Here is an 18,256-nt window from a genome sequence, read left to right as displayed (position 1 = left end):
ATTCTAATGAGAAAGCTAATTTTATTGTTGATATGTGGTATGACACTAGGCGTTTATGCTGAGGCACAATCTGCCTATGACGCACCACCTGTGAAAAAAAGAACAAGTGTGCCACCGCAGGACACAACGGAGTTACCGGATAATTCCAGTTATGATGCGGGTAAGACATCAGATACAAGTGGGTTGCTGTCCAATATGCCTATTGAGGTGATTAAAGATTCAACAGGTAATGAACTGATCAACGGGCCAAAATCATCCATGAGAAGAGATAATATTCTGGCAGATGATGCAGGAGACAGTACGGCCACGCCGCTGCCTTACACGCCGTTGTATGCTACCGATGCGTTATACAGAGTAAGGGTATGGCGTGTCATTGATGCCAGAGACCGGGCCAATTTGCCGTATTTTTATAACTCTTCCATTGATGGAGAGAATACCACCCGTTTAATTAATGTCATGATCGATGCCATTAAAAATGACAGCGTCCAGGCTTTCAGCCCGATTGACGACCGTTTTACCACCCCGGTCACATTTGAGCAGGCGATGTCTGCCTTTGGTGGCGGCACAGACACTTCGGCCTCCTACGACCTGGATGGAAATATCGTAGGGTATCAGGTGCGTCAGAAGGAAATTTCTGCAGATTCTATCTATAAATACAGAGTGAAAGAAGAATGGGTATTTAATAAAAGAGACGGCAAAACTTATGTACGTATTTTAGGCATTGCACCTTTGATTAATTATACCATGTCTACAGGTGAGGTAATGGATAATAGTGAACACGCCGCTTTCTGGATTTATTATCCCGATCTGCGTACCAAACTGGTCCGAACTTTGATTCCTAATCCGCTCAATGGTGGTGGTCGTCTTAGCTGGGAACAGGTATTTGAAAACCGGTTGTTTAAAAGTACGATTATCAAGTCTTCGCTGGATGCTGCCAATGGATTTACCAAGTGGCCGCTTACGGCCTCTCAGGCAAGTCAGATTCAAAATGAGCTCAATAATTTAAGTAAACGTATGTGGGAGCAGCCTTCTGCATCTAAATAAGAAACCTAATGATGAAAAACAAGTTGATATTACCGATTGTCATAGCATTTATGCTATTGACTGTGGGCGCAAGCGCGCAAGTATTGGATTTTGGACAAAGAAGCCAGATAGGGATCAGCGTTGGAATGATGAACTACAGTGGCTTTATGAATAAGACGGCTTTTACCTTTAAAGAAAGCCATCCCAGTGTGGAGGCGTTTTACCGGTATGATATTGCCAAAAACTTCAATGTCCGTGCAACCTTTACCTATGGGTCACTCTCTAAAGATAATGGGGAAGAATTAATTGACGGCGCCAATCGTTCCGGTCAGTTCAAGACCAATATTTTTGAAGTGTCTGTATTGCCGGAATATAATTTTCTGGACCTGACCACGCATAAAGTATCTCCTTATATTTTTGCAGGCGGAGGTTTTTATACATTGACCGGATATCAGAGAAATGGTGCAGATTACAGCAAACCCAATGATAACGGATTTAATTTTAGAGGCGGTATCGGTGTGCGCTACCTGGTGAATCCAAATATTCAGGTGTTTGCTGAAGGTAGTCGCAGAGAATTCTCTCGTAGCATTGACTTCTATGAAAGCTCTAACAGTCCCAGCCGTTATTATACCATCCAGTTGGGCGCTGCCTTTCGTCTGAGTAATATCAAACTGGAAGAACTGTGGTAAATCCAGACTGTCAGTTGCATGGCTGACATAGAAGATAATTTTTTACATCATTAAAATGGGGTGATATTTAAAGGCTGCAAGCCTTTAAATATCACCCCATTTTAGCTGAACGGCAATTGCTGCAACTGTTCTCTGATCGTATATAAAAAGCTACTTAGGATTACTGCATTTTACTGCTCACCTAAGTAGCTTTTAATTATTTAATTGCTTTTGTTAAAGCTTAATATTCATCTTCATTGAACATGAAGTCTTCCTGACTGGGATAGTCTGGCCAGATATCTTCAATACTTTCATAAACTTCACCTTCATATTCTAATTCCTGGAGGTTTTCCACCACTTCAATTGGAGCGCCGGAACGAATAGCGAAGTCGATCAACTCATCCTTGCTTGCGGGCCAGGGTGCGTCTTCTAGGTAGCTGGCTAATTCTAAAGTCCAAAACATAGCTTTCGGTTTTAAATTTCGGCAAATGTAAGTTATCAATCGGAACTACCAAATATCATTTTGCTTCCATTGAATTAACATATCGTTAAATTATTTTAAAAACATAATTTTGCGCTATGTTTGCAGGAAGAACCGTCAAATATTATGCTAAAAGCCGTTGATATTCATAAAAGATACAATCAGTTAGAGGTCTTGAAAGGGGTGAGCCTTGAAATCCAAAAAGGTGAGATTGTGTCTATTGTCGGCTCCTCCGGTGCCGGAAAAAGCACCTTATTGCATATTTTAGGTACACTGGACAGTAGTGACCGGGGAGAATGTTTTTTGAATGGTCAGGCATTCCATCAACTAAAAGACAAGAAACTGGCGGCCTTCAGAAATAAACATATCGGATTTGTTTTCCAGTTTCATCATCTGCTGCCGGAATTTTCTGCGCTGGAAAACGTCTGTATTCCCGGCTGGCTGGCCGGATACCGTAAAAAAGATGTGGAAAATGAGGCTAAAAGATTACTGGATACCTTGGGACTGTCTCACCGGCTGGAAAATAAGCCCCATGAGATGAGCGGCGGTGAACAGCAACGAGTTGCCGTGGCCAGAGCCCTTATCAATAAGCCGGATATTGTATTTGCCGACGAACCGACCGGTAATCTGGACAGTCACAACGCCAAGGAGTTACATGATCTTTTTATGGATCTCAGGCGTCAGTTCAATCAGACTTTTTTAATAGTAACCCATAATGCACAGCTGGCAGAAATGAGTGACCGTATTCTAAAAATGAAAGACGGGCTTATTTTAGAAAATTAGTGATGATATGGCTTGCTGGGATCGCTGTTATTTTTCAGGAATCCATTTATTCTCCGGGATATTTAATAAATAGCCTATATAGCGGCTTAATACAAAGAAGTAATCGCTTAGCCTGTTGAGATATTTAAGAATCAGCGGATAGGCATCCGCTGCAAAACTCCCTGCTTCCGCGTCCGCATGGCTGACAAATGCCACTGTGAGGCGTTCCGCTTTTCTGGTTACGGCTCTGAGAATATGTGCCTGAGCGACCACCTGATGTCCGCCGGGGAGGATAAAGTGGGTCATTTTCGGCAAATGAAAATTCATTTCATCTATTTCCAGTTCCAGATTGGTGATTTCTGTAGAGGAAATCATGGGCAGCTTAAATTTATCTGCTTTTTCCGGATCTAAAGCGAGCACTGCACCAATATCAAAAAGGTGTTTCTGTGTTGTCGTAAGTGTGGTAAAAGGTTGGTCGATAATTTCCTTTAACTGGCTGATAAGCAATCCTAAATGAGCATTCACTTCGTCTAGTGTGCCGTAGCAATCCACCTGTAAATCTCCTTTGGAAATCCGGGTTCCCCCGATAAGTCCTGTTGTTCCTTTGTCTCCTGTTCGCGTATATATTTTAGCCACGTAATTTTAATTATATCTCTGAGTTGCTGAATGTTTAAATGTCGGGAATCAGATAGCAGCGGTGGTAGTCTGGTGTTCATTGATCTGATCAGATTCAATGATCCCGTCCTTTAACCGGATGACTCTTTTAGCATATTCTGCTATATCCTCTTCGTGTGTTACCAGTACCACGGTATTGCCTGCTGCCTGAATCTGTGAGAAGATCTCCATAACTTCTACTGAAGTCTTGGAATCCAGGTTACCGGTAGGTTCATCTGCCAGCAATATTGCGGGATTATTAATAATGGCCCTTGCAATCGCTACACGCTGAATCTGTCCGCCGCTCATTTCATTGGAGCGGTGGTGACTTCGATCTCCAAGGCCCACTTTTTCCAGGGCGGCGACTGCTCTTTCCATTCTTTCTTCCTTGCCTACGCCGGCATAGATTAAAGGTAATGCCACATTCTCTGCGGCTGTCAGCCTGGGTAACAGATTAAACTGCTGGAATACAAAGCCGATTTCGATATTGCGAATATCAGCCAGCTGGTCGTCAGCCATTTTACTGACGTCTTGTCCATTCAGTACATAAGAGCCGCCTGTAGGTGTATCCAGACAACCTAATATATTCATCAGGGTACTTTTGCCACTACCGGAAGGTCCCATAAGTGCCACATATTCATTTTTATAGATATCCAGAGAAAGACCTTTTAAAATAGGAATACCCTGACCACCCATGTAATATTGCTTCTCAATTTTGTCCAAATGAATAATACCCGACATATTAAAGCTGGTTTAATTATTTTTTGATGACTTTCGGTACCAATATATAGGTGCCGTCTGTTTTAGGGACGTTTTTCAGGGCTTCTTCCCTGGAAATACTTCCTTCTACGATATCTTCTCTGAATATATTCTGATTTGGTGTAATATGTAATAAAGGGTCAACGTTGGTTGTATCCACTTCATTGAGTTTTTCCACAAACTGCACCATTTGTTCCATATCTGTTTTGATGGCTGCTTTTTCTGCGTCATCGAACGTAAGTCTGGATAAATGGGCTAAATCATCTATTAACTGATCTGTTATTGCTACCATAAGGCAAAAATAAAGTTTTGGAGCGTAGCTACCCAATATTTTGGATGGGCGGCGCTCTATGCTCTGAATTTATTGGCGGTTTAAACGGCTAACGGGGAGGTATTTAATTAATTTTGCAGGTATGGGTAATGATTTCTTCCGTTTTAAGCAATTTGAGGTATGGCAGCAAAAGGCTGCAATGAAGGTCTGTACAGATGCCTGCCTGTTTGGTGCCATGCTACCCACAATAGCACGAACACAGGGAGCTGCTGGAGAAAGAATCCATGCCCTGGATATCGGAACCGGAACGGGGCTACTTAGTCTGATGTATGCCCAAAGAGAGCCTGCTGCTATAATAGATGCGCTGGAGCTCGATTCAATGGCTTTTGAACAGGCGACAGAAAACTTTCAAAAAAGCCCCTGGAAAGAAAGGCTCAGAGCAATAGCCGGGGATTTTAAACAGTTTAAAGGTGGACAGGAAGGCAATAGTATGGCCTATGACCTGATTTTTTCCAATCCTCCGTTTTTTAAGGGAGACTTAAAATCGGTGGACGATAAACGCAATCTGGCCTTGCATAGCACAGATCTGAATTTTGGGGAACTCCTGACGGGAGTTGGGTCGCTGCTAAAAGCTGATGGCATTTTTGCCGCGTTGATACCATATACCAGGGTATCAGAGTTTATTAAAACCGCTGCGGAACAAAATCTTTTTCCTTATTTTCATTGCAGGGTAGCGAATCTCCCTCAGAAGCCTTTTTTTAGGTCTGTCTTATTGTTTTGCAGGGAATTTAAAGAAGTCAGGGAGGATGAGTTGTTTATAAAGGATACAAATCAAGAATATTCCTTAAAGTTTAAGGACTTGTTGCACCCTTACTATCTTTATTTGTAACTTTGGGATAGTTAATAAAATTGAATGATTTACAGGGCATTCAATAAAAACCAATAGATATGAATACGTTTAAAAAAATACTGAAATTTATGCGCAAAGTATTCTGGCGCAAGAAAAGCTGCTGTCAATAAATAGTCAAAATTTGTTTTGTTAGTATTGGTCAAGACCTTACATTTGCAACTCTAATGGAATGCCCAGATGGCGGAATTGGTAGACGCGCTAGACTCAAAATCTGGTTTTCGCAAGGGAGTGCAGGTTCGATTCCTGTTCTGGGCACCATGATTAACAATCACTTGTAAAGGTTTCGATTTCCGAAGCCTTTATTTTTTTAAAATTTGCCAGTCAATTTGCCAGCAATTTTTCGGAAAATTCATTGAAAAATCAGAATCAGTGTTTAAAAGAACTATTGTATTGCTAAGTTAAGTTATTTTAATTTAGCTGTATGAAAAGCTCCGTTTGACTCACGGATACGTTTATTCTAATTATCCCCATAATCGCGGTCCAGTCATTCTTTAATTTAATCCTGGCAAAAAGGCCGGCTTTACTTAAAGTTTCTGCCTTCTGGAAATATGGACCCTTGAATAGCTTTTTTTGAGGGCGCTTTCGTGCTATTCTTTTGGTTATTGGCTGCCAGATTCATCCGGTTTAATAGCATTGAAAAATCATAAAGCTGTTCTGCTATAACATGAATTACCTCGCCTTCTTTTTGAAGCTTACCTTCCACCATCAACAGTTTTGCACTAAGTATCTGTTTTCGATAATAGTCAAATTTGTTCTTGAATACGACCAGATTTGCGGTACCTGTTTCATCTTCCAGCGTAATGAAGCAGATATTTTTGGCCGTTCCCGGCCTTTGTCTGACCAGGACCAAGCCTGCCACCCGGACAGGTGTTCCGTCGGGCCACAGGTCAAGTTCTTTCGTAGTAAGTATTTGCTGCTTGTACAATTCTTTACGTAGAAAGCTGACGGGATGCGCTTTTAATGATAGAGAAAGACTACTATAATCTTGCAGGACATGCTCTGATAACGACATTTCAGGTAGTTCAACCTCCTCTTTTTCGTTAGAGCCTGCTCCTTTAAATAACCCGACTGGAATGTCACTAAGTGCAGAAACCTCCCAAAGTGCCTGCCTTCGGTCCAGTCCAAGAGAACGGAAAGCATCTGCATCTGCCAGCCGTTCCATTGCGGCTAATGGTACGCCTGCGTCATAAGCCTGCGTAATAGCAGTGAATTTTTCCTTTCGTGCAGCCAGTAGAAGCTGCACATCGTTTTCTGCTACACCTTTTATCTGCCGGAAACCTAAGCGCATCGCACAATACTGCCCTGATTTTTCTTCTAAGGAATTATCCCAATAAGAAGCGTTTACATCCACATGCCGGACTTCGACACCGTGTTTCCTGGCATCAATGATAATCTGGGCGGGCTGATAGAATCCCATTGGCTGACTGTTTAAAAGCGCAGCAGCAAAAACATCTGGGTAGTAATACTTCAGCCAGCAGGAAATATATACCAGCAAGGCAAAACTTGCTGCATGACTTTCGGGAAACCCGTAACTTCCAAAACCCTCCAGTTGCCGGAATACTCTTTTTGCAAATCCTTCCTCGTAACCTTTTTTCACCATTCCGTCAATCAGCTTTTGCTCCCAGTCACTTACCTTTCCTTTTGCCTTGAAAGTGGCCATACTACGGCGCAGCCCATCCGCTTCTGCCGGTGTAAATCCCGCGGCAACAATGGCTATTTCCATTGCCTGTTCCTGGAAAAGCGGTACTCCCAATGTTCTGCCGAGTATCTCCTCCAATTCTTTTGACGGATAAACGACCGGGTCCTGGCCGTTACGCCTTCTCAAATACGGATGCACCATGTCACCCTGTATAGGCCCAGGCCGTACAATAGCGACTTCGATTACCAGATCGTAAAAACATCTGGGTTTTAATCTTGGCAGCATAGACATCTGAGCACGGCTTTCAATCTGGAAAACACCAATTGTATCAGCATGAGAGATCATTTCATAGACCTGCGGATCATCCTGCGGGATATTAGCCAATGTAAGGTCTAAGCCGTAATGCGCTTTTGCCATATCAAATGCCTTGCGGATACAAGTGAGCATGCCCAGGGCTAAAACATCTACTTTCAAAAAGCCTAATGCTTCGATATCGTCTTTGTTCCATTCGATATTGGTACGGTCTTCCATCCGTGCATTAAGTATCGGGCATAAATCTGATAGCTTGCCTTGCGTGATGACAAAGCCGCCGGTATGCTGCCCTAACTGCCGGGGGAAACCCACATACTCTTCCGTCAGTTCCAATACTTTTTTCAAATGCGGATCACTGGCTATAAAACCATGCGAAGTTTTCTGCTGTTTCCCGCTATGCCAGTCATCAGTAAATTCCCAGAGGGATTTGGATAGCCGGTTGATCGTATCCACGGATAAGCCCATTGCCTTGCCGACATCTCTTATTGCTCCTTTATGATGTACCTGCGTTACAGTGGCTACTATGCCTGCCCTACTACGACCATACTTGTTATAAATATATTGCATCACTTCCTCACGCTTTTCATGTTCAAAGTCAACGTCAATATCCGGCGGCTCATTCCTGGCATCAGACATAAAACGTGCAAATAATAGCTTGAATTTAGACGGGTCCACGGAAGTAATGCCAAGACAATAACACACTATCGAATTGGCTGCCGAGCCACGCCCCTGGCATAAGATATTCCTGCTTCGGGCGAAACAGACGTAATCATAAACTGTCAGAAAATAGGACGCATAATTTTTCCGGCGGATAAAATCCAGTTCATAGCATATCGTATCCTTAATACTCCCAGGTATGTTCTCTCCGAATTTTTCCTTAGCCCCCTGCCAGGTAAAAAGCTCCAATTCTTCCTGAGCTGTTCTTCCCTTTGTTGTCAGCTCTTCCGGATAAATATATTGCAGTTCCTCCAGTGAGAATTGACATGCATCAGCGATATATAATGCATTGTCAATGGCCTCCGGGTATTGCCTGAACAGCCTGTACATTTCCTCTACTGGTTTCATATAACGTTCTGCATTCTGTTCTAAGCGATACCCTGCATTATAAATAGTACATTTTTCTCTTATACAGGTCACTATATCCTGCAATTGCCTTCTTTCTGAACTATGATAATGAACATCGTTACAAGCTACCATTGGAATATTGAATTTTAAAGATAGCTGATGAAGACGGTACATTTTTTTACTGTCCATTCCCTTATAGGATCGTACAGCAGCAATATAAAGGCTGTCTCCAAACTGTTGCTTATACTGCTCAATGGAGGTATAAAAGCCCGGATCAAAATCGAAATCCTGATTGAGCGAATCCGGTGGCAGCATTATAAACAATATACCCTCCTTATAGCTGCAAACATCCGTTACATATAACAGGCATTGTCCTTTCTCGGTACGGAGATTTCCCAGCGTCAACAACCCTGACAGATTGGAATACGCTGCCTTATTTGTGGGAAAGGCCAGTAAAGATGGGCCATCCTGTAAATCCAGGCGACATGCAGGGATATACCGGATGCCTTTTTTCTTTGCTTCTACATGCGCACGCACAATACCGGCCAAAGTATTGCGATCTGTTATAGCGATAGCCTTATATCCCAGTTCAGCTGCCTGCTGCACCATCTCTTCAGGATGGGAGCCGCCCCTTAAAAAGGAAAAATTAGATGTTATATTAAGCTCTGCGTATTCCATGCTCACTATTTTCATGCAAAAAATCCGTGTAAGTACCAGGCAGAATGTTCATCATTATAATGGCCTGAACGGAACAGCCAGTACCTGGCTCCGCTTTCATCTTCCACGCTGTAATAATCTCTGTGTAAACCATCCGTCAGCCACCATTCCTGTTCTATTCTTTCGGGTCCGTCTGCTCTTACAATACGATAAGGTCTGTTTTTATAGCGAAACAATAAAGGAGGGTAGTCGGGTATCGGAACAGATACTTCAATCCTTACAGGTTCCGGCAACAGGCAGACAGGGCGCAACCTGTCCGTCCGCCATGCTGTTGTTGGTTTTTCTTCAAGGCTGGCAGCCTCTTTGTAGGAATTTTCGGGCCAATGACGCTCATCAGGAAGAAAGCGGTGAATCTTATCTTCCCCTATCTTACCAGCTATCTTGTCCAGTAATTCCGCTACTGCTGTTTCATCTTTACGGCTGACGCTCCAAAGCATCTCTTTTGTGACGTTCAGATCTTCTGTCACTGTTGCTTCGAGTAAAAATAACTCTATACCTAACGCCGGCCGAATAGATGGAATTTTCAATTCAAATAGCTTAAAAAGGTGTTCCACATCCCTGGATGGACGACTGGTGCTAAGGATCACCTGCTGCACCTCGTTATCCATCCGGTAACACGTTAACACAGCAGCACGAAGCCCTTTACCTTCCTTACTTAAGCGAAGACATAATCCTTGTAACAGCTTCCGGATAGCTATCTCTATGCCTTTGGCTGTACGTATCCCGTCCATGCTGGGCAGGCGCTCTTCATAGGGTGATACGGGCCGAATAGGTTTAAGAGATTCAGTAAGCGAGCCTAAAGCCTGTTCTATGCGAATAATCATTTCCTGTCCAAAACGCCGCCGGAGTGTCGGACGCGGCATATCAATAAAACTCCCAATGGTATATAACCCCAGTTTGTGCAGCCTGTCTGCAATGGCCTGATCCAGTCTTAAGGCTGTAGGAGGCAAGGGGGACAGTGCCTCTTTCTGGCAGTTCTGGTTAATGATCGGTGTTACCGTGCCAAATCGTGCAATTGCCCATGCTGCGCCGATGGTATCGGCAATGGCTGCACGGGCATCATAGCCCATTGCTCTTATTTTTAGAACAAGGTCCTTTAAATAGGCGCGCTCCCCTCCCCATAAATGAGGGCAACCGCTGATATTCAATATTAATCCGTCCGGAGCATCAATGGCGACATCCGGTGTATAGCGTAAACACCACTCGCCAAGCATTTCTAAAAGCCCATTTTCCGTACCCTCTATGGCATCCACAACATGCAAAGCCGGGAATATCGCCCTGGCATCCGCCACGACCATACCAGCCCTGACACCATCAGCTTCGGCCTTGGCGTTTGCGGCTTGAATCATCATCCGGCCGCGCTCTGGTGCAGCCATTACAAAAGGTATATCCTTTAATGAAGGTTGTCCTAATGCGTATCCATCAGTCAGCAGATGCCGGAACCAGATTGAAATAAACCGACTCATGCTACGCCTGTTTTTAAGTTGGGGAGCATTGATTGCTGTGGGTTCTCATTGACGACTGTATGAAATGCGTTCCCGGACCATTCTAATAGCCAGCTTGCCGGCCTGCCACTTCGGATTTTAAGAAGTTCTACTTTCCAGCGCGGAAAGGCGAGCCCAGGCAGTCCAATAGTAGCCTTGCTATTTACCGGCTGCACCTGCCAGCGGGCAACGCATGCTGTGGAAGTTATCCGATGGGGGAAGCGCCTGTTTATAAAGCCGGTCACGCGGCTGCTTTCTACCGCAAGCTGTAGTCGTCTGGATTCCTTAAAATCCAATGTAGCTATCTCACCAATGACTGCACATAATGATTCACATCTTAAGGCCTCTTCTATTGCCCAGAAGGCCTCTTTTTCCCTTGGCGTATCAATAAAAATAAACCTGTCGGGCTCTATGCCGAAGACACGTATCGCGGGCGGGAATATCATTCGGCGGGTACTGATCCATACGCAAGGCTTACCGCTTTGCATCAATGAATGAATAATAGCTGCAATGAAGCCTGTCGCTGCTGCTGCACTGGTCAGCGTAGGGCTCAGGAATTCATGTATGGCACCTGTAGGAAAAACGCCGCCCGGCATATTTTCTAATATTTCTCCTAAAGGCACATTTACCTGCTCACTGTCCGGTCTAATGCCAAGTCCCTGCAAATCAAGGATTTCCTTTCGCAGCATTTCCAATGAGTCCTTTTTTACCGCTTGCATATAAAAATATTTTTAAAAAAATATAAAAAGGTACTATTAGTACCATATCTTTGGGTGTAATAATACCATTTCATGAGCGAACAGCAAAAAATATTTTTAAGTGAAAACATCGGATTTCTTCGGAAAAGAAGGAAACTGACACAGCAGCAATTAGCGCAACTGCTTGATTTTACGCGGGAAAAAATGAGAGCGATTGAAAAAGGCGCAACAAAAAATCCATCTGTCGAGGACCTTGTTAAATTTTCTGATTTTTTTAAATTGAGTGTGGACAGTCTGCTGAAGGTAAACCTAACTAAACTGCAGGAGCTCCAGTTGCGGGAGCTGGAAGCGGGTAATGATGTTTACATGACAGGCTCCAGGATCAGAGTATTGCCGATAACGGTAGATGTCGAAAACCGGCAGAATTGTGAGTATGTTCCCATAAAAGCGAAAATGGGTTATTCTTCAGGCTATAATGACCCGGAATATATCTCCTCCTTACCCAAATATAACGATCCGTCTTTATCCAGGACGGGAACATACCGCACCTTCCAGGCGGAGGGGGATTCCATGTATCCTGTCCCGGATAAGGCAGAAGTTACGGGGGCTTATATAGAAAACTGGTTAGCGATAAAACAGGACACTCCCTGTATTGTTATCCTGAAGGGCGCTAACAATTTTGTTTTTAAACTGGTTACCGTCAATAAAAATGAAAAGAACTTCCTGCTGAAATCACTGAACCCCTTATATAAGCCCTATATTATTGAAGTCGATGATGTCCTGGAATTCTGGGAATTTAAAAAGATGCATTTAGACAGGCTCCCGGAGCAGCCTACAGAAATGCAGGAACTTAAGGGGATGTTTAATGATTTAAAAATTGAAATAGCAAAATTGAAAAAATAGAGGTCATGCGCATCTGGTCATTACATGCAAAATATTTAGATACCAAAGGATTATTGGCTGTTTGGCGGGAGGGCCTATTAGCCAAAAATGTATTGGAAGGCAAAACAAAGGGATATAAAAACCATCCGCAATTGCAACGATTTAAGCAGATGGCTGATCCGCTGCACGCCATCAATCACTATTTATCGGAAATATATAAAGAAGCGGTATCCCGCAATTATCATTTTGACATAAGTAAAATTGACAAGGATTTCCAGCCGGTACAGATGATTGTGACGAAGGGGCAACTTAAATATGAAATGGAACATCTGTTGAAAAAGTTAGCTCTTAGAGATAAAACCCGTTTTGAGCAGTGGCGCAACCTTACAACTATCGCGCCACTGCCGCTCTTTAACATTGTAGCAGGTGATATAGAAAACTGGGAAATTTTACAGAAATAAATCAAACGCATGTCAGAAACTATACACCGAAAGATCATTCATATAGACATGGGCGTATTCTATGCCTCGGTGGAGCAAAGGGATTTTCCCCAGTACAAAGGCAAAGCGCTGATTGTCGGGGGAATGCCTGAAGGACGTGGCAGAGTGGTGGCTACAGGGCCGCTGCCTTTACCAGGAAGGTCGCAGAGTTTGTCTATGACGAGAACGGGTCCACGATCTGTAAGAAGACCTATAATGCTGCCGGTCAGCTGATTGAAACGGCCTGGTATGTAGACGGTATGATATATGCCAAAACAGGATCGGGGAGTATTGTTGCGTCGGAATATGCAATAGATGGCGGCGGAGGCCGGATCGGGACCTAATTATAAGTCAGGGAATGTATATGCCTATGAGCTGAGAGATCAGCTGGGCATGTGCGGCCTGTGATAGCGAAAAGTGGTAGTTCTTTGGAAGTAGGAGGTTATAGTGATTATTATCCTTATGGGATGGTGCTTAGGAGCGGTGGTACGAACTACCGGTATGGTTACCAGAGAGCCTATGCGGAGAAGGACGGGAGACAGACTGGAATGCGTTTGAGCTGAGGATGTATGATTCCAGGATAGCCAGGTGGCTGACCGTGGATACCAAAGGTCAGTATGCCAGTCCGTATGTTGGTCTGAGGGCAGATCCGGTTAACGGGGTGGATAAAGATGGGGGTGAAACAGACAATGAATATGAGGTTACCACCGTCAATAACAAAATTACAAGAATAGTACAAACGGGAAACAAAGGTGGTAATGTGACAGACTATATCACTTACGGGAATTTTATCACCATGAACTCCTAGGATCCCAAAACGAATAAATCCTGTTTAGTAGTAGATTTTACAGTTTCACATTTGGTTGTAAATGTAGAACAGGCATTCGCTAGGGCGAATAGCTTGCATGCACCATACACGACCGATAGGCTTCCTGGAGCGTTTTTAACCTACACCTTTGGTCCGCAGGCGATAGAGACGACAATGAGCCCATTGGATTTTTAATTGACGTGGCCTATTTTGGCGGGAGAGCTATCGGCAAGGTTGGTGTCGAAGTTCTAGAGAACGAGGTAGAAAAAGAACTCCCTCTACAATGGTATCACTTCGCAACGAACAAAAATAAGATTTTTACTCCTCAGATGGAATCTATTGCTTGAAAATTCGGATTAAAATTGGATGAAGGGTGGAATAAAGAATTATTACCTCATTTAGGCAGGCATCCAAATGATTATCATAATTTTGTATTAGAAGAAATGATATAAGCGGCTAAAAATGCAGACGGAAGTGTCTCTGAATCTTTAAAATTATTTAATTCAAATATAAAGCAGCTGGTCATAGCAACCACTGGTCTTTTACGCGCAGGATGGAAATAATGAATAACAAATTTTATTTAATATGCATCAAGGATTTACCACAGGTAGCGAGCGCTTTTGCACCAGAGTCTACTAAATTAGCCCATGATTTAATTGACGATTTAGAAGACTTAAATGAATTACCTTTTGATCTAAATCTGGTGAAATTGTTTGAAAGAAACGGCGAGTTGGCAAAAAGTGATTACTTAGGGGATTTGCAAGATATCTGGCTAGATTATCAGCCTAATAGTCTTGCGTGGCCACTATTTTCGGAAAGACTAAAAAACATAATTGAACAAATAAGAAATGATCAAGATGAATTTGATTGGATCTTGGCCAAAGTCAACGGTAATAATGAGCGCAGGAATTATTATATACTGCGGTTCCAGCGGATGTATGATGTTTTGGATGTGAAAAAAACAATGTATGTTCCTGGAACGAGAAATATTATTAAGCCTTACTTTTCTTTGCAAAAGGTTAGGCATCTTACCGTTTTTACAACCCCGTCGGAATTCAATTTATGGAAAATTAAGTCAAGATTATATATAAACGATAACTTAAGGAGAATAATTCAGCGGGAGAAATTAACAGGTATTACATTCGAAAAGGCGCGTGTTAAAAATGATTAATATTGTAAACATGGGATTATAGAACATTCACATGCTTTGTTTCTTTTAAAGGAATATTTACATGTGAGCAATAATGCCGGTCAGCGTAGAACAGGCATTCGTTAGGGAGAATAGCTTTCATGCACCATACACGACCGATAGGATTCCTGGAGCAATTTTAACCTCCACCTTTGGTCCGCATGCGATTGAGACGACAATGAGCCCATTGGATTTTATGGCAGATGGTGCGCTTAATGCTGGTAAATTTATTGGCGCACTGGGAAGATCTGTAGGACTTTTTGAAAGTGCCGCTAAGACGGGAGAAATGACTGATTACCGTGTTTTTGGGTGAGATGCACGGGCAGAAGGTTTCTCTTGGACCACAACTCATCCTAACTCAGTAAATAATTTTTAGGAATCTAGCAGGGCTTCCACCTGGTGGAGCAAGTGGTGCAACTAATACGGCTGAGTTTATGCTTGAAAGGAAAGTCAATTTTAACGACATTATTAAATTTAGAAAGGCTTTACCATTAGATGGAAATATAGGAGGTCTTCCTGAATATATTATCGACCCTCAAGATGTTAGAATTACTAATTTCTCAGTACTTAACCTTAATTTAAAAAATGGATAATAAATATAAAGGCATGACCGTAAATGAGCGACTTTACATAAGTGGTTTAATGGACGAATTTGATCAAGCTGTTAAAAAAGATGATATTGATAAAGTTGTGAATATTCTTAAAAAAATTGAGATAACAGAGCAATCTGCGATTCAACCAATTTTAAAAGAATTTGGCTTAACGGCAAAGAATTAGAAAGAATTTTTTTGTGTAAGGGAATTAGTTGCAGCTAAAGGGAGAGGTGAGTATTTATATCACTACACAAGCGAGGCGGCAGCGCAGAGCATATCTAAAACAGGATTAAGAACAGGTAAGGCATTAACTGGTTAAAAACTAAAGCGGTTAATTTTGATGATGAAATAGAAAAGCTGTAACTACGTAAGAATGCTTCCGACCCAGTTATTTATAGAGGGTTTTAAAAGGCTGACCGGTTTTTTATGCTCTAAAATGGTTTTGTAAAGGGAAAGGGAAATTCCTTTATTAATGTGATTTAATATCCATGAAAGTAATTGTATCCAAAAAGAAAATTCCCTGCTTCATTTTTGCTAAATCCGGCAGAAAATGCTCCCATACTACTATTAACATCCATATACAGTGCATCCACGGGAGTCTTGTTTTCAATCATGTCAAGCGCCTCGTTTATGGAAATGTGTTTTTCAGGAGCATCCCCCTGTTTATAATTGCCACCAGTTGCCAAGGTATCTGTGATTTTGGTAAAAAAATCCTCATAAAATTCTTTTAGCAAGGAATAAGCTCTGCTTTGAGTTAATGGGAACGAGCCATTTTCATTCCCCAAGGAAACAATGACCACCTTGTTAGAAGAGCGTGCAATATTTAAAGTTATAACATAATGCATGTCCTCATAACCTGGTATTATCACCGGCTCTGACATAACTGATTTTATGCCCATATTTTCCTCTTTTGAAAATTCAGTATACAGATATCCTTTCTTATTGCTAAATGTGGGCTTCACTTTATTCCAGTCCTTATTACCAAAATCCAAAAACATACTTGGTGTCAAAGTCAGCGTAGGTGCTCCTGCTTTATTTGAATCCTTACTGCAGGCATTCATAAAGAATATAATCAATATAAATGCACCAAGGAACTGAAACAATCTTCTCATAATATCATTTTTATAGGATTAAAATTAATAGATTTTGGTAATAAATGCAATAATTAATAAAATCTTGGTCTTCTAGACTCGTTTTTCCCTTGAAAAGCTGTAATTGAAAAGGAGAGAATACATTGGCTCTTAGTTGAATAATTTACGTATATTAAAAATATATTAGATTTGTGGCAGAGATAGTAAGGATATATTTTCAATGGCCCCAAATATTAGTTCACCATAGGAAATTACTACAAATGATTCAACTAAGCATGGTGGGATTAACAGGTGGCCATTCATATATCAAATTCATTTATCTCTAGAGTTTCATTATTTTTGGAAAATCACAGATACGGAAGAGACATAGACATATTTGCCCTTCAAGTGCGATATCGATGGATTTGGCGATACAGATATATTCCTCTTTAAACGCTTTGTAAAAATAGTTATAGCATACTGGGGTAGTATCATGAATTACATCAAGTACGCAGTCAATAGTGGGTTATGTATGCATTAATAAAAAGATTCAATTAGATAATACAATAATAGGAGCATATAAAGGGCCTATTACACATCCAAAAAGTCAAAAAAAAATGCGTTTATTATGTTTATTATTGAGGATAGGTAGTTTTCTGACTGGCAAAGCCCAATGGGAAAAAATGCCAATAGGAACTAAACTGTATTATGAATGTAAATATACCTTCATACATTCTGAGGAGAACGGATCAGAAGATTCGGTTCGTGGAACAAAGTCCATTAGTTTAACGTTAGATACAATTATTAGTCTAAATGGTCAGGACAGGAAGTTAATTCTTTTTTCAGACGACTTCGATCCGTCTGGAATAGATTATGTCAATATCCCGAAAAAATACGGAAAAGGAGAGGATAATCTTAATAGTAAAATGTGTACCCTGTTCTATTGTTTTAAACATGCAATATATGGCCTATATGTTTCGAAACAGATTAAAGAACTATTTAGAAAAAAGTCATTCATTACAGCATTAGATGATAGTTTGAATCAGGCTGTTTATTATGCAATTTCTGATACAATGTTTTCCAATTACCAGGTTAAATATAAGGGAGATAATCCCTATTATTGGATCAGGATACAAGGATGTGAAATCAACTTTTCTTCTTTTCAATTTCTTCTAAAAGAAATTCATAAGAAAAGTTCAGAAAATTATTCCGGAGAAGATCCATATTTTGATTTTTATGGTTATTACAAGGAAAGAGCGCCGAAGAAGTATGAATATGTATTGGCAAAAAAAAATATTAATTCTAGATTAATATACTCGCCGGTTAAAGGCTTCTTGCAATCCAAAACAGATGCCGCTTTTCATGGTCGTGATAACCGCGCAGTAACAGAAATGAAGTTAGAAAAAATAGCGTATCCTCAGTGACGAAAACCCCCTTGGCTGTTATAGCTGGATTTTCTCTTTTATTTATTTTCATTCAGGCGGACAGTTTATTTGCTAACGATTTTTTGAGCATCTGCTTGTAAAGATAAAGGATCTAATGTGTCGGTTTAAATGTGCAGTCTTAATAATCAAAGAAAGAGACGCGTAGTTGATTACTTAGTTGAGGCAAATGCTGGCTGAATGACGCCAACAGGAATGGCAATGGGTATCTTTGTCAATTAATTAGCGGAAGTGAGCAGCTACTAACTGATAGCGGTTTATAAAAATGGAATTGGCCAATGGCCAATGATTTAATTCTATGACAAAAAATAAATTATTGGGCATACGGAGCAAAACAATGATTATTTTTA

Annotated in this window: 21 protein-coding genes and 1 tRNA gene; 14 read left to right on the top strand and 8 right to left on the bottom strand. The window is 41.5% G+C overall.

Going from position 1 to position 18,256, the window contains the following annotated elements:
• Positions 1–6 precede the first annotated feature (6 nt).
• A complete protein-coding gene (porN, locus tag BLU80_RS10690) occupies positions 7–1,044 on the top strand; it encodes a type IX secretion system ring subunit PorN/GldN (RefSeq protein WP_091397895.1) in 1,038 nt (345 codons plus the stop codon).
• Positions 1,045–1,052: 8 nt separating this feature from the next.
• Positions 1,053–1,712: a DUF6089 family protein gene (locus tag BLU80_RS10685; RefSeq protein WP_091397892.1), complete on the top strand. Its 660-nt coding sequence runs from the start codon at positions 1,053–1,055 to the stop codon at positions 1,710–1,712.
• A 220-nt stretch (positions 1,713–1,932) separates the two neighbouring features.
• Here BLU80_RS10685 and BLU80_RS10680 read toward each other — a convergent pair whose 3' ends face one another.
• On the bottom strand, positions 1,933–2,154 hold the full coding sequence (locus tag BLU80_RS10680) for a DUF2795 domain-containing protein (RefSeq protein WP_091397889.1): 222 nt from the start codon (positions 2,152–2,154) through the stop codon (positions 1,933–1,935).
• 144 nt (positions 2,155–2,298) lie between these two features.
• On the opposite strand from BLU80_RS10680, the gene BLU80_RS10675 reads away from it, so the two are divergent.
• Positions 2,299–2,955, top strand: a complete 657-nt coding sequence (locus BLU80_RS10675; RefSeq protein WP_091398142.1) for an ABC transporter ATP-binding protein — start codon at positions 2,299–2,301, stop codon at positions 2,953–2,955.
• Between the two features lie 27 nt (positions 2,956–2,982).
• Here BLU80_RS10675 and BLU80_RS10670 read toward each other — a convergent pair whose 3' ends face one another.
• The 3 genes from BLU80_RS10670 to gatC are packed head-to-tail and all read right to left on the bottom strand — an operon-like array spanning position 2,983 to position 4,639.
• Positions 2,983–3,570: a cob(I)yrinic acid a,c-diamide adenosyltransferase gene (locus tag BLU80_RS10670; RefSeq protein WP_091397886.1), complete on the bottom strand. Its 588-nt coding sequence runs from the start codon at positions 3,568–3,570 to the stop codon at positions 2,983–2,985.
• 48 nt (positions 3,571–3,618) lie between these two features.
• Entirely contained in the window at positions 3,619–4,329 is a 711-nt protein-coding gene (locus BLU80_RS10665) for an ABC transporter ATP-binding protein (RefSeq protein WP_091397883.1), read from the bottom strand.
• Between the two features lie 16 nt (positions 4,330–4,345).
• Positions 4,346–4,639 (bottom strand): Asp-tRNA(Asn)/Glu-tRNA(Gln) amidotransferase subunit GatC, encoded by a 294-nt coding sequence (gene gatC / locus BLU80_RS10660; RefSeq protein ID WP_091397881.1) that lies wholly within the window; start codon positions 4,637–4,639, stop codon positions 4,346–4,348.
• A 121-nt stretch (positions 4,640–4,760) separates the two neighbouring features.
• On the opposite strand from gatC, the gene BLU80_RS10655 reads away from it, so the two are divergent.
• Both BLU80_RS10655 and BLU80_RS10650 read left to right on the top strand, forming a co-directional pair.
• Positions 4,761–5,507, top strand: a complete 747-nt coding sequence (locus BLU80_RS10655) for a tRNA1(Val) (adenine(37)-N6)-methyltransferase (protein WP_091397878.1) — start codon at positions 4,761–4,763, stop codon at positions 5,505–5,507.
• Positions 5,508–5,699: 192 nt separating this feature from the next.
• Positions 5,700–5,786, top strand: a tRNA-Leu gene (locus tag BLU80_RS10650).
• Positions 5,787–6,048: 262 nt separating this feature from the next.
• On the opposite strand, the gene BLU80_RS10645 is transcribed toward BLU80_RS10650, so the two are convergent.
• The 3 genes from BLU80_RS10645 to BLU80_RS10635 are packed head-to-tail and all read right to left on the bottom strand — an operon-like array spanning position 6,049 to position 11,464.
• Complete coding sequence (locus BLU80_RS10645; protein ID WP_091397875.1) at positions 6,049–9,222, bottom strand: error-prone DNA polymerase; 3,174 nt, start codon at positions 9,220–9,222, stop codon at positions 6,049–6,051.
• Between the two features lie 11 nt (positions 9,223–9,233).
• Positions 9,234–10,727 carry a Y-family DNA polymerase gene (locus BLU80_RS10640; protein ID WP_091397873.1) on the bottom strand — a complete coding sequence of 498 codons (1,494 nt, stop codon included), beginning with the start codon at positions 10,725–10,727 and terminating at the stop codon, positions 9,234–9,236.
• Positions 10,724–11,464, bottom strand: coding sequence for an ImuA family protein (locus BLU80_RS10635; RefSeq protein WP_091397870.1), 741 nt, complete (start codon positions 11,462–11,464; stop codon positions 10,724–10,726). The genes BLU80_RS10640 and BLU80_RS10635 overlap by 4 nt, the downstream gene beginning before the upstream one ends.
• A gap of 72 nt (positions 11,465–11,536) precedes the next feature.
• Here BLU80_RS10635 and BLU80_RS10630 point away from each other — a divergent pair, with 72 nt between their 5' ends.
• The 8 genes from BLU80_RS10630 to BLU80_RS10600 all read left to right on the top strand — a co-directional run bounded on the left by BLU80_RS10630 (position 11,537) and on the right by BLU80_RS10600 (position 15,578).
• Entirely contained in the window at positions 11,537–12,346 is an 810-nt protein-coding gene (locus tag BLU80_RS10630) for a S24 family peptidase (RefSeq protein ID WP_091397867.1), read from the top strand.
• Positions 12,347–12,351: 5 nt separating this feature from the next.
• Positions 12,352–12,786: a pyrimidine dimer DNA glycosylase/endonuclease V gene (locus BLU80_RS10625; protein ID WP_091397865.1), complete on the top strand. Its 435-nt coding sequence runs from the start codon at positions 12,352–12,354 to the stop codon at positions 12,784–12,786.
• Between the two features lie 9 nt (positions 12,787–12,795).
• The gene (locus BLU80_RS19870; protein WP_091397863.1) at positions 12,796–13,038 is read left to right on the top strand and encodes a hypothetical protein; all 243 of its coding nucleotides are present in this window, start codon (positions 12,796–12,798) and stop codon (positions 13,036–13,038) included.
• Positions 13,039–13,208: 170 nt separating this feature from the next.
• Positions 13,209–13,367, top strand: a complete 159-nt coding sequence (locus BLU80_RS19555) for a hypothetical protein (RefSeq protein ID WP_170831209.1) — start codon at positions 13,209–13,211, stop codon at positions 13,365–13,367.
• Between the two features lie 2 nt (positions 13,368–13,369).
• On the top strand, positions 13,370–13,612 hold the full coding sequence (locus BLU80_RS10615) for a hypothetical protein (protein ID WP_091397861.1): 243 nt from the start codon (positions 13,370–13,372) through the stop codon (positions 13,610–13,612).
• A 562-nt stretch (positions 13,613–14,174) separates the two neighbouring features.
• A complete protein-coding gene (locus BLU80_RS10610) occupies positions 14,175–14,783 on the top strand; it encodes an imm11 family protein (RefSeq protein ID WP_139188131.1) in 609 nt (202 codons plus the stop codon).
• Between the two features lie 73 nt (positions 14,784–14,856).
• Positions 14,857–15,114, top strand: a complete 258-nt coding sequence (locus BLU80_RS10605; protein WP_091397857.1) for a hypothetical protein — start codon at positions 14,857–14,859, stop codon at positions 15,112–15,114.
• Positions 15,115–15,386: 272 nt separating this feature from the next.
• Positions 15,387–15,578 (top strand): hypothetical protein, encoded by a 192-nt coding sequence (locus tag BLU80_RS10600; protein WP_091397854.1) that lies wholly within the window; start codon positions 15,387–15,389, stop codon positions 15,576–15,578.
• A gap of 295 nt (positions 15,579–15,873) precedes the next feature.
• Here BLU80_RS10600 and BLU80_RS10595 read toward each other — a convergent pair whose 3' ends face one another.
• Positions 15,874–16,506, bottom strand: coding sequence for a hypothetical protein (locus BLU80_RS10595; RefSeq protein ID WP_091397852.1), 633 nt, complete (start codon positions 16,504–16,506; stop codon positions 15,874–15,876).
• 575 nt (positions 16,507–17,081) lie between these two features.
• Here BLU80_RS10595 and BLU80_RS10590 point away from each other — a divergent pair.
• Positions 17,082–17,888, top strand: coding sequence for a hypothetical protein (locus BLU80_RS10590; protein WP_091397849.1), 807 nt, complete (start codon positions 17,082–17,084; stop codon positions 17,886–17,888).
• Positions 17,889–18,256 lie beyond the last annotated feature (368 nt).

Origin of the sequence: Arachidicoccus rhizosphaerae (assembly GCF_900107765.1) — a bacterium.
Taxonomy (GTDB): domain Bacteria; phylum Bacteroidota; class Bacteroidia; order Chitinophagales; family Chitinophagaceae; genus Arachidicoccus; species Arachidicoccus rhizosphaerae.
The sequence above is the reverse complement of the archived record's forward strand: the minus strand, read 5'-3'. Positions and strand labels throughout refer to the sequence as shown.

Bases quoted from the DNA above. Each gene is read 5' to 3' on its own strand.
- porN (WP_091397895.1), top strand. From the start codon at position 7: ATGAGAAAGCTAATTTTATTGTTGATATGTGGTATGACACTAGGCGTT.
- BLU80_RS10595 (WP_091397852.1), bottom strand. From the start codon at position 16,506: ATGAGAAGATTGTTTCAGTTCCTTGGTGCATTTATATTGATTATATTC.
- BLU80_RS10615 (WP_091397861.1), top strand. From the start codon at position 13,370: ATGTATGATTCCAGGATAGCCAGGTGGCTGACCGTGGATACCAAAGGT.
- BLU80_RS10590 (WP_091397849.1), top strand. From the start codon at position 17,082: ATGCGTTTATTATGTTTATTATTGAGGATAGGTAGTTTTCTGACTGGC.
- BLU80_RS10685 (WP_091397892.1), top strand. From the start codon at position 1,053: ATGATGAAAAACAAGTTGATATTACCGATTGTCATAGCATTTATGCTA.
- BLU80_RS10605 (WP_091397857.1), top strand. From the start codon at position 14,857: ATGCCGGTCAGCGTAGAACAGGCATTCGTTAGGGAGAATAGCTTTCAT.
- BLU80_RS10675 (WP_091398142.1), top strand. From the start codon at position 2,299: ATGCTAAAAGCCGTTGATATTCATAAAAGATACAATCAGTTAGAGGTC.
- BLU80_RS10680 (WP_091397889.1), bottom strand. From the start codon at position 2,154: ATGTTTTGGACTTTAGAATTAGCCAGCTACCTAGAAGACGCACCCTGG.
- BLU80_RS10600 (WP_091397854.1), top strand. From the start codon at position 15,387: ATGGATAATAAATATAAAGGCATGACCGTAAATGAGCGACTTTACATA.
- BLU80_RS10630 (WP_091397867.1), top strand. From the start codon at position 11,537: ATGAGCGAACAGCAAAAAATATTTTTAAGTGAAAACATCGGATTTCTT.
- BLU80_RS10665 (WP_091397883.1), bottom strand. From the start codon at position 4,329: ATGTCGGGTATTATTCATTTGGACAAAATTGAGAAGCAATATTACATG.
- BLU80_RS10610 (WP_139188131.1), top strand. From the start codon at position 14,175: ATGAATAACAAATTTTATTTAATATGCATCAAGGATTTACCACAGGTA.
- BLU80_RS10640 (WP_091397873.1), bottom strand. From the start codon at position 10,727: ATGAGTCGGTTTATTTCAATCTGGTTCCGGCATCTGCTGACTGATGGA.
- BLU80_RS10645 (WP_091397875.1), bottom strand. From the start codon at position 9,222: ATGGAATACGCAGAGCTTAATATAACATCTAATTTTTCCTTTTTAAGG.
- BLU80_RS10635 (WP_091397870.1), bottom strand. From the start codon at position 11,464: ATGCAAGCGGTAAAAAAGGACTCATTGGAAATGCTGCGAAAGGAAATC.
- BLU80_RS10655 (WP_091397878.1), top strand. From the start codon at position 4,761: ATGGGTAATGATTTCTTCCGTTTTAAGCAATTTGAGGTATGGCAGCAA.
- gatC (WP_091397881.1), bottom strand. From the start codon at position 4,639: ATGGTAGCAATAACAGATCAGTTAATAGATGATTTAGCCCATTTATCC.
- BLU80_RS19870 (WP_091397863.1), top strand. From the start codon at position 12,796: ATGTCAGAAACTATACACCGAAAGATCATTCATATAGACATGGGCGTA.
- BLU80_RS10625 (WP_091397865.1), top strand. From the start codon at position 12,352: ATGCGCATCTGGTCATTACATGCAAAATATTTAGATACCAAAGGATTA.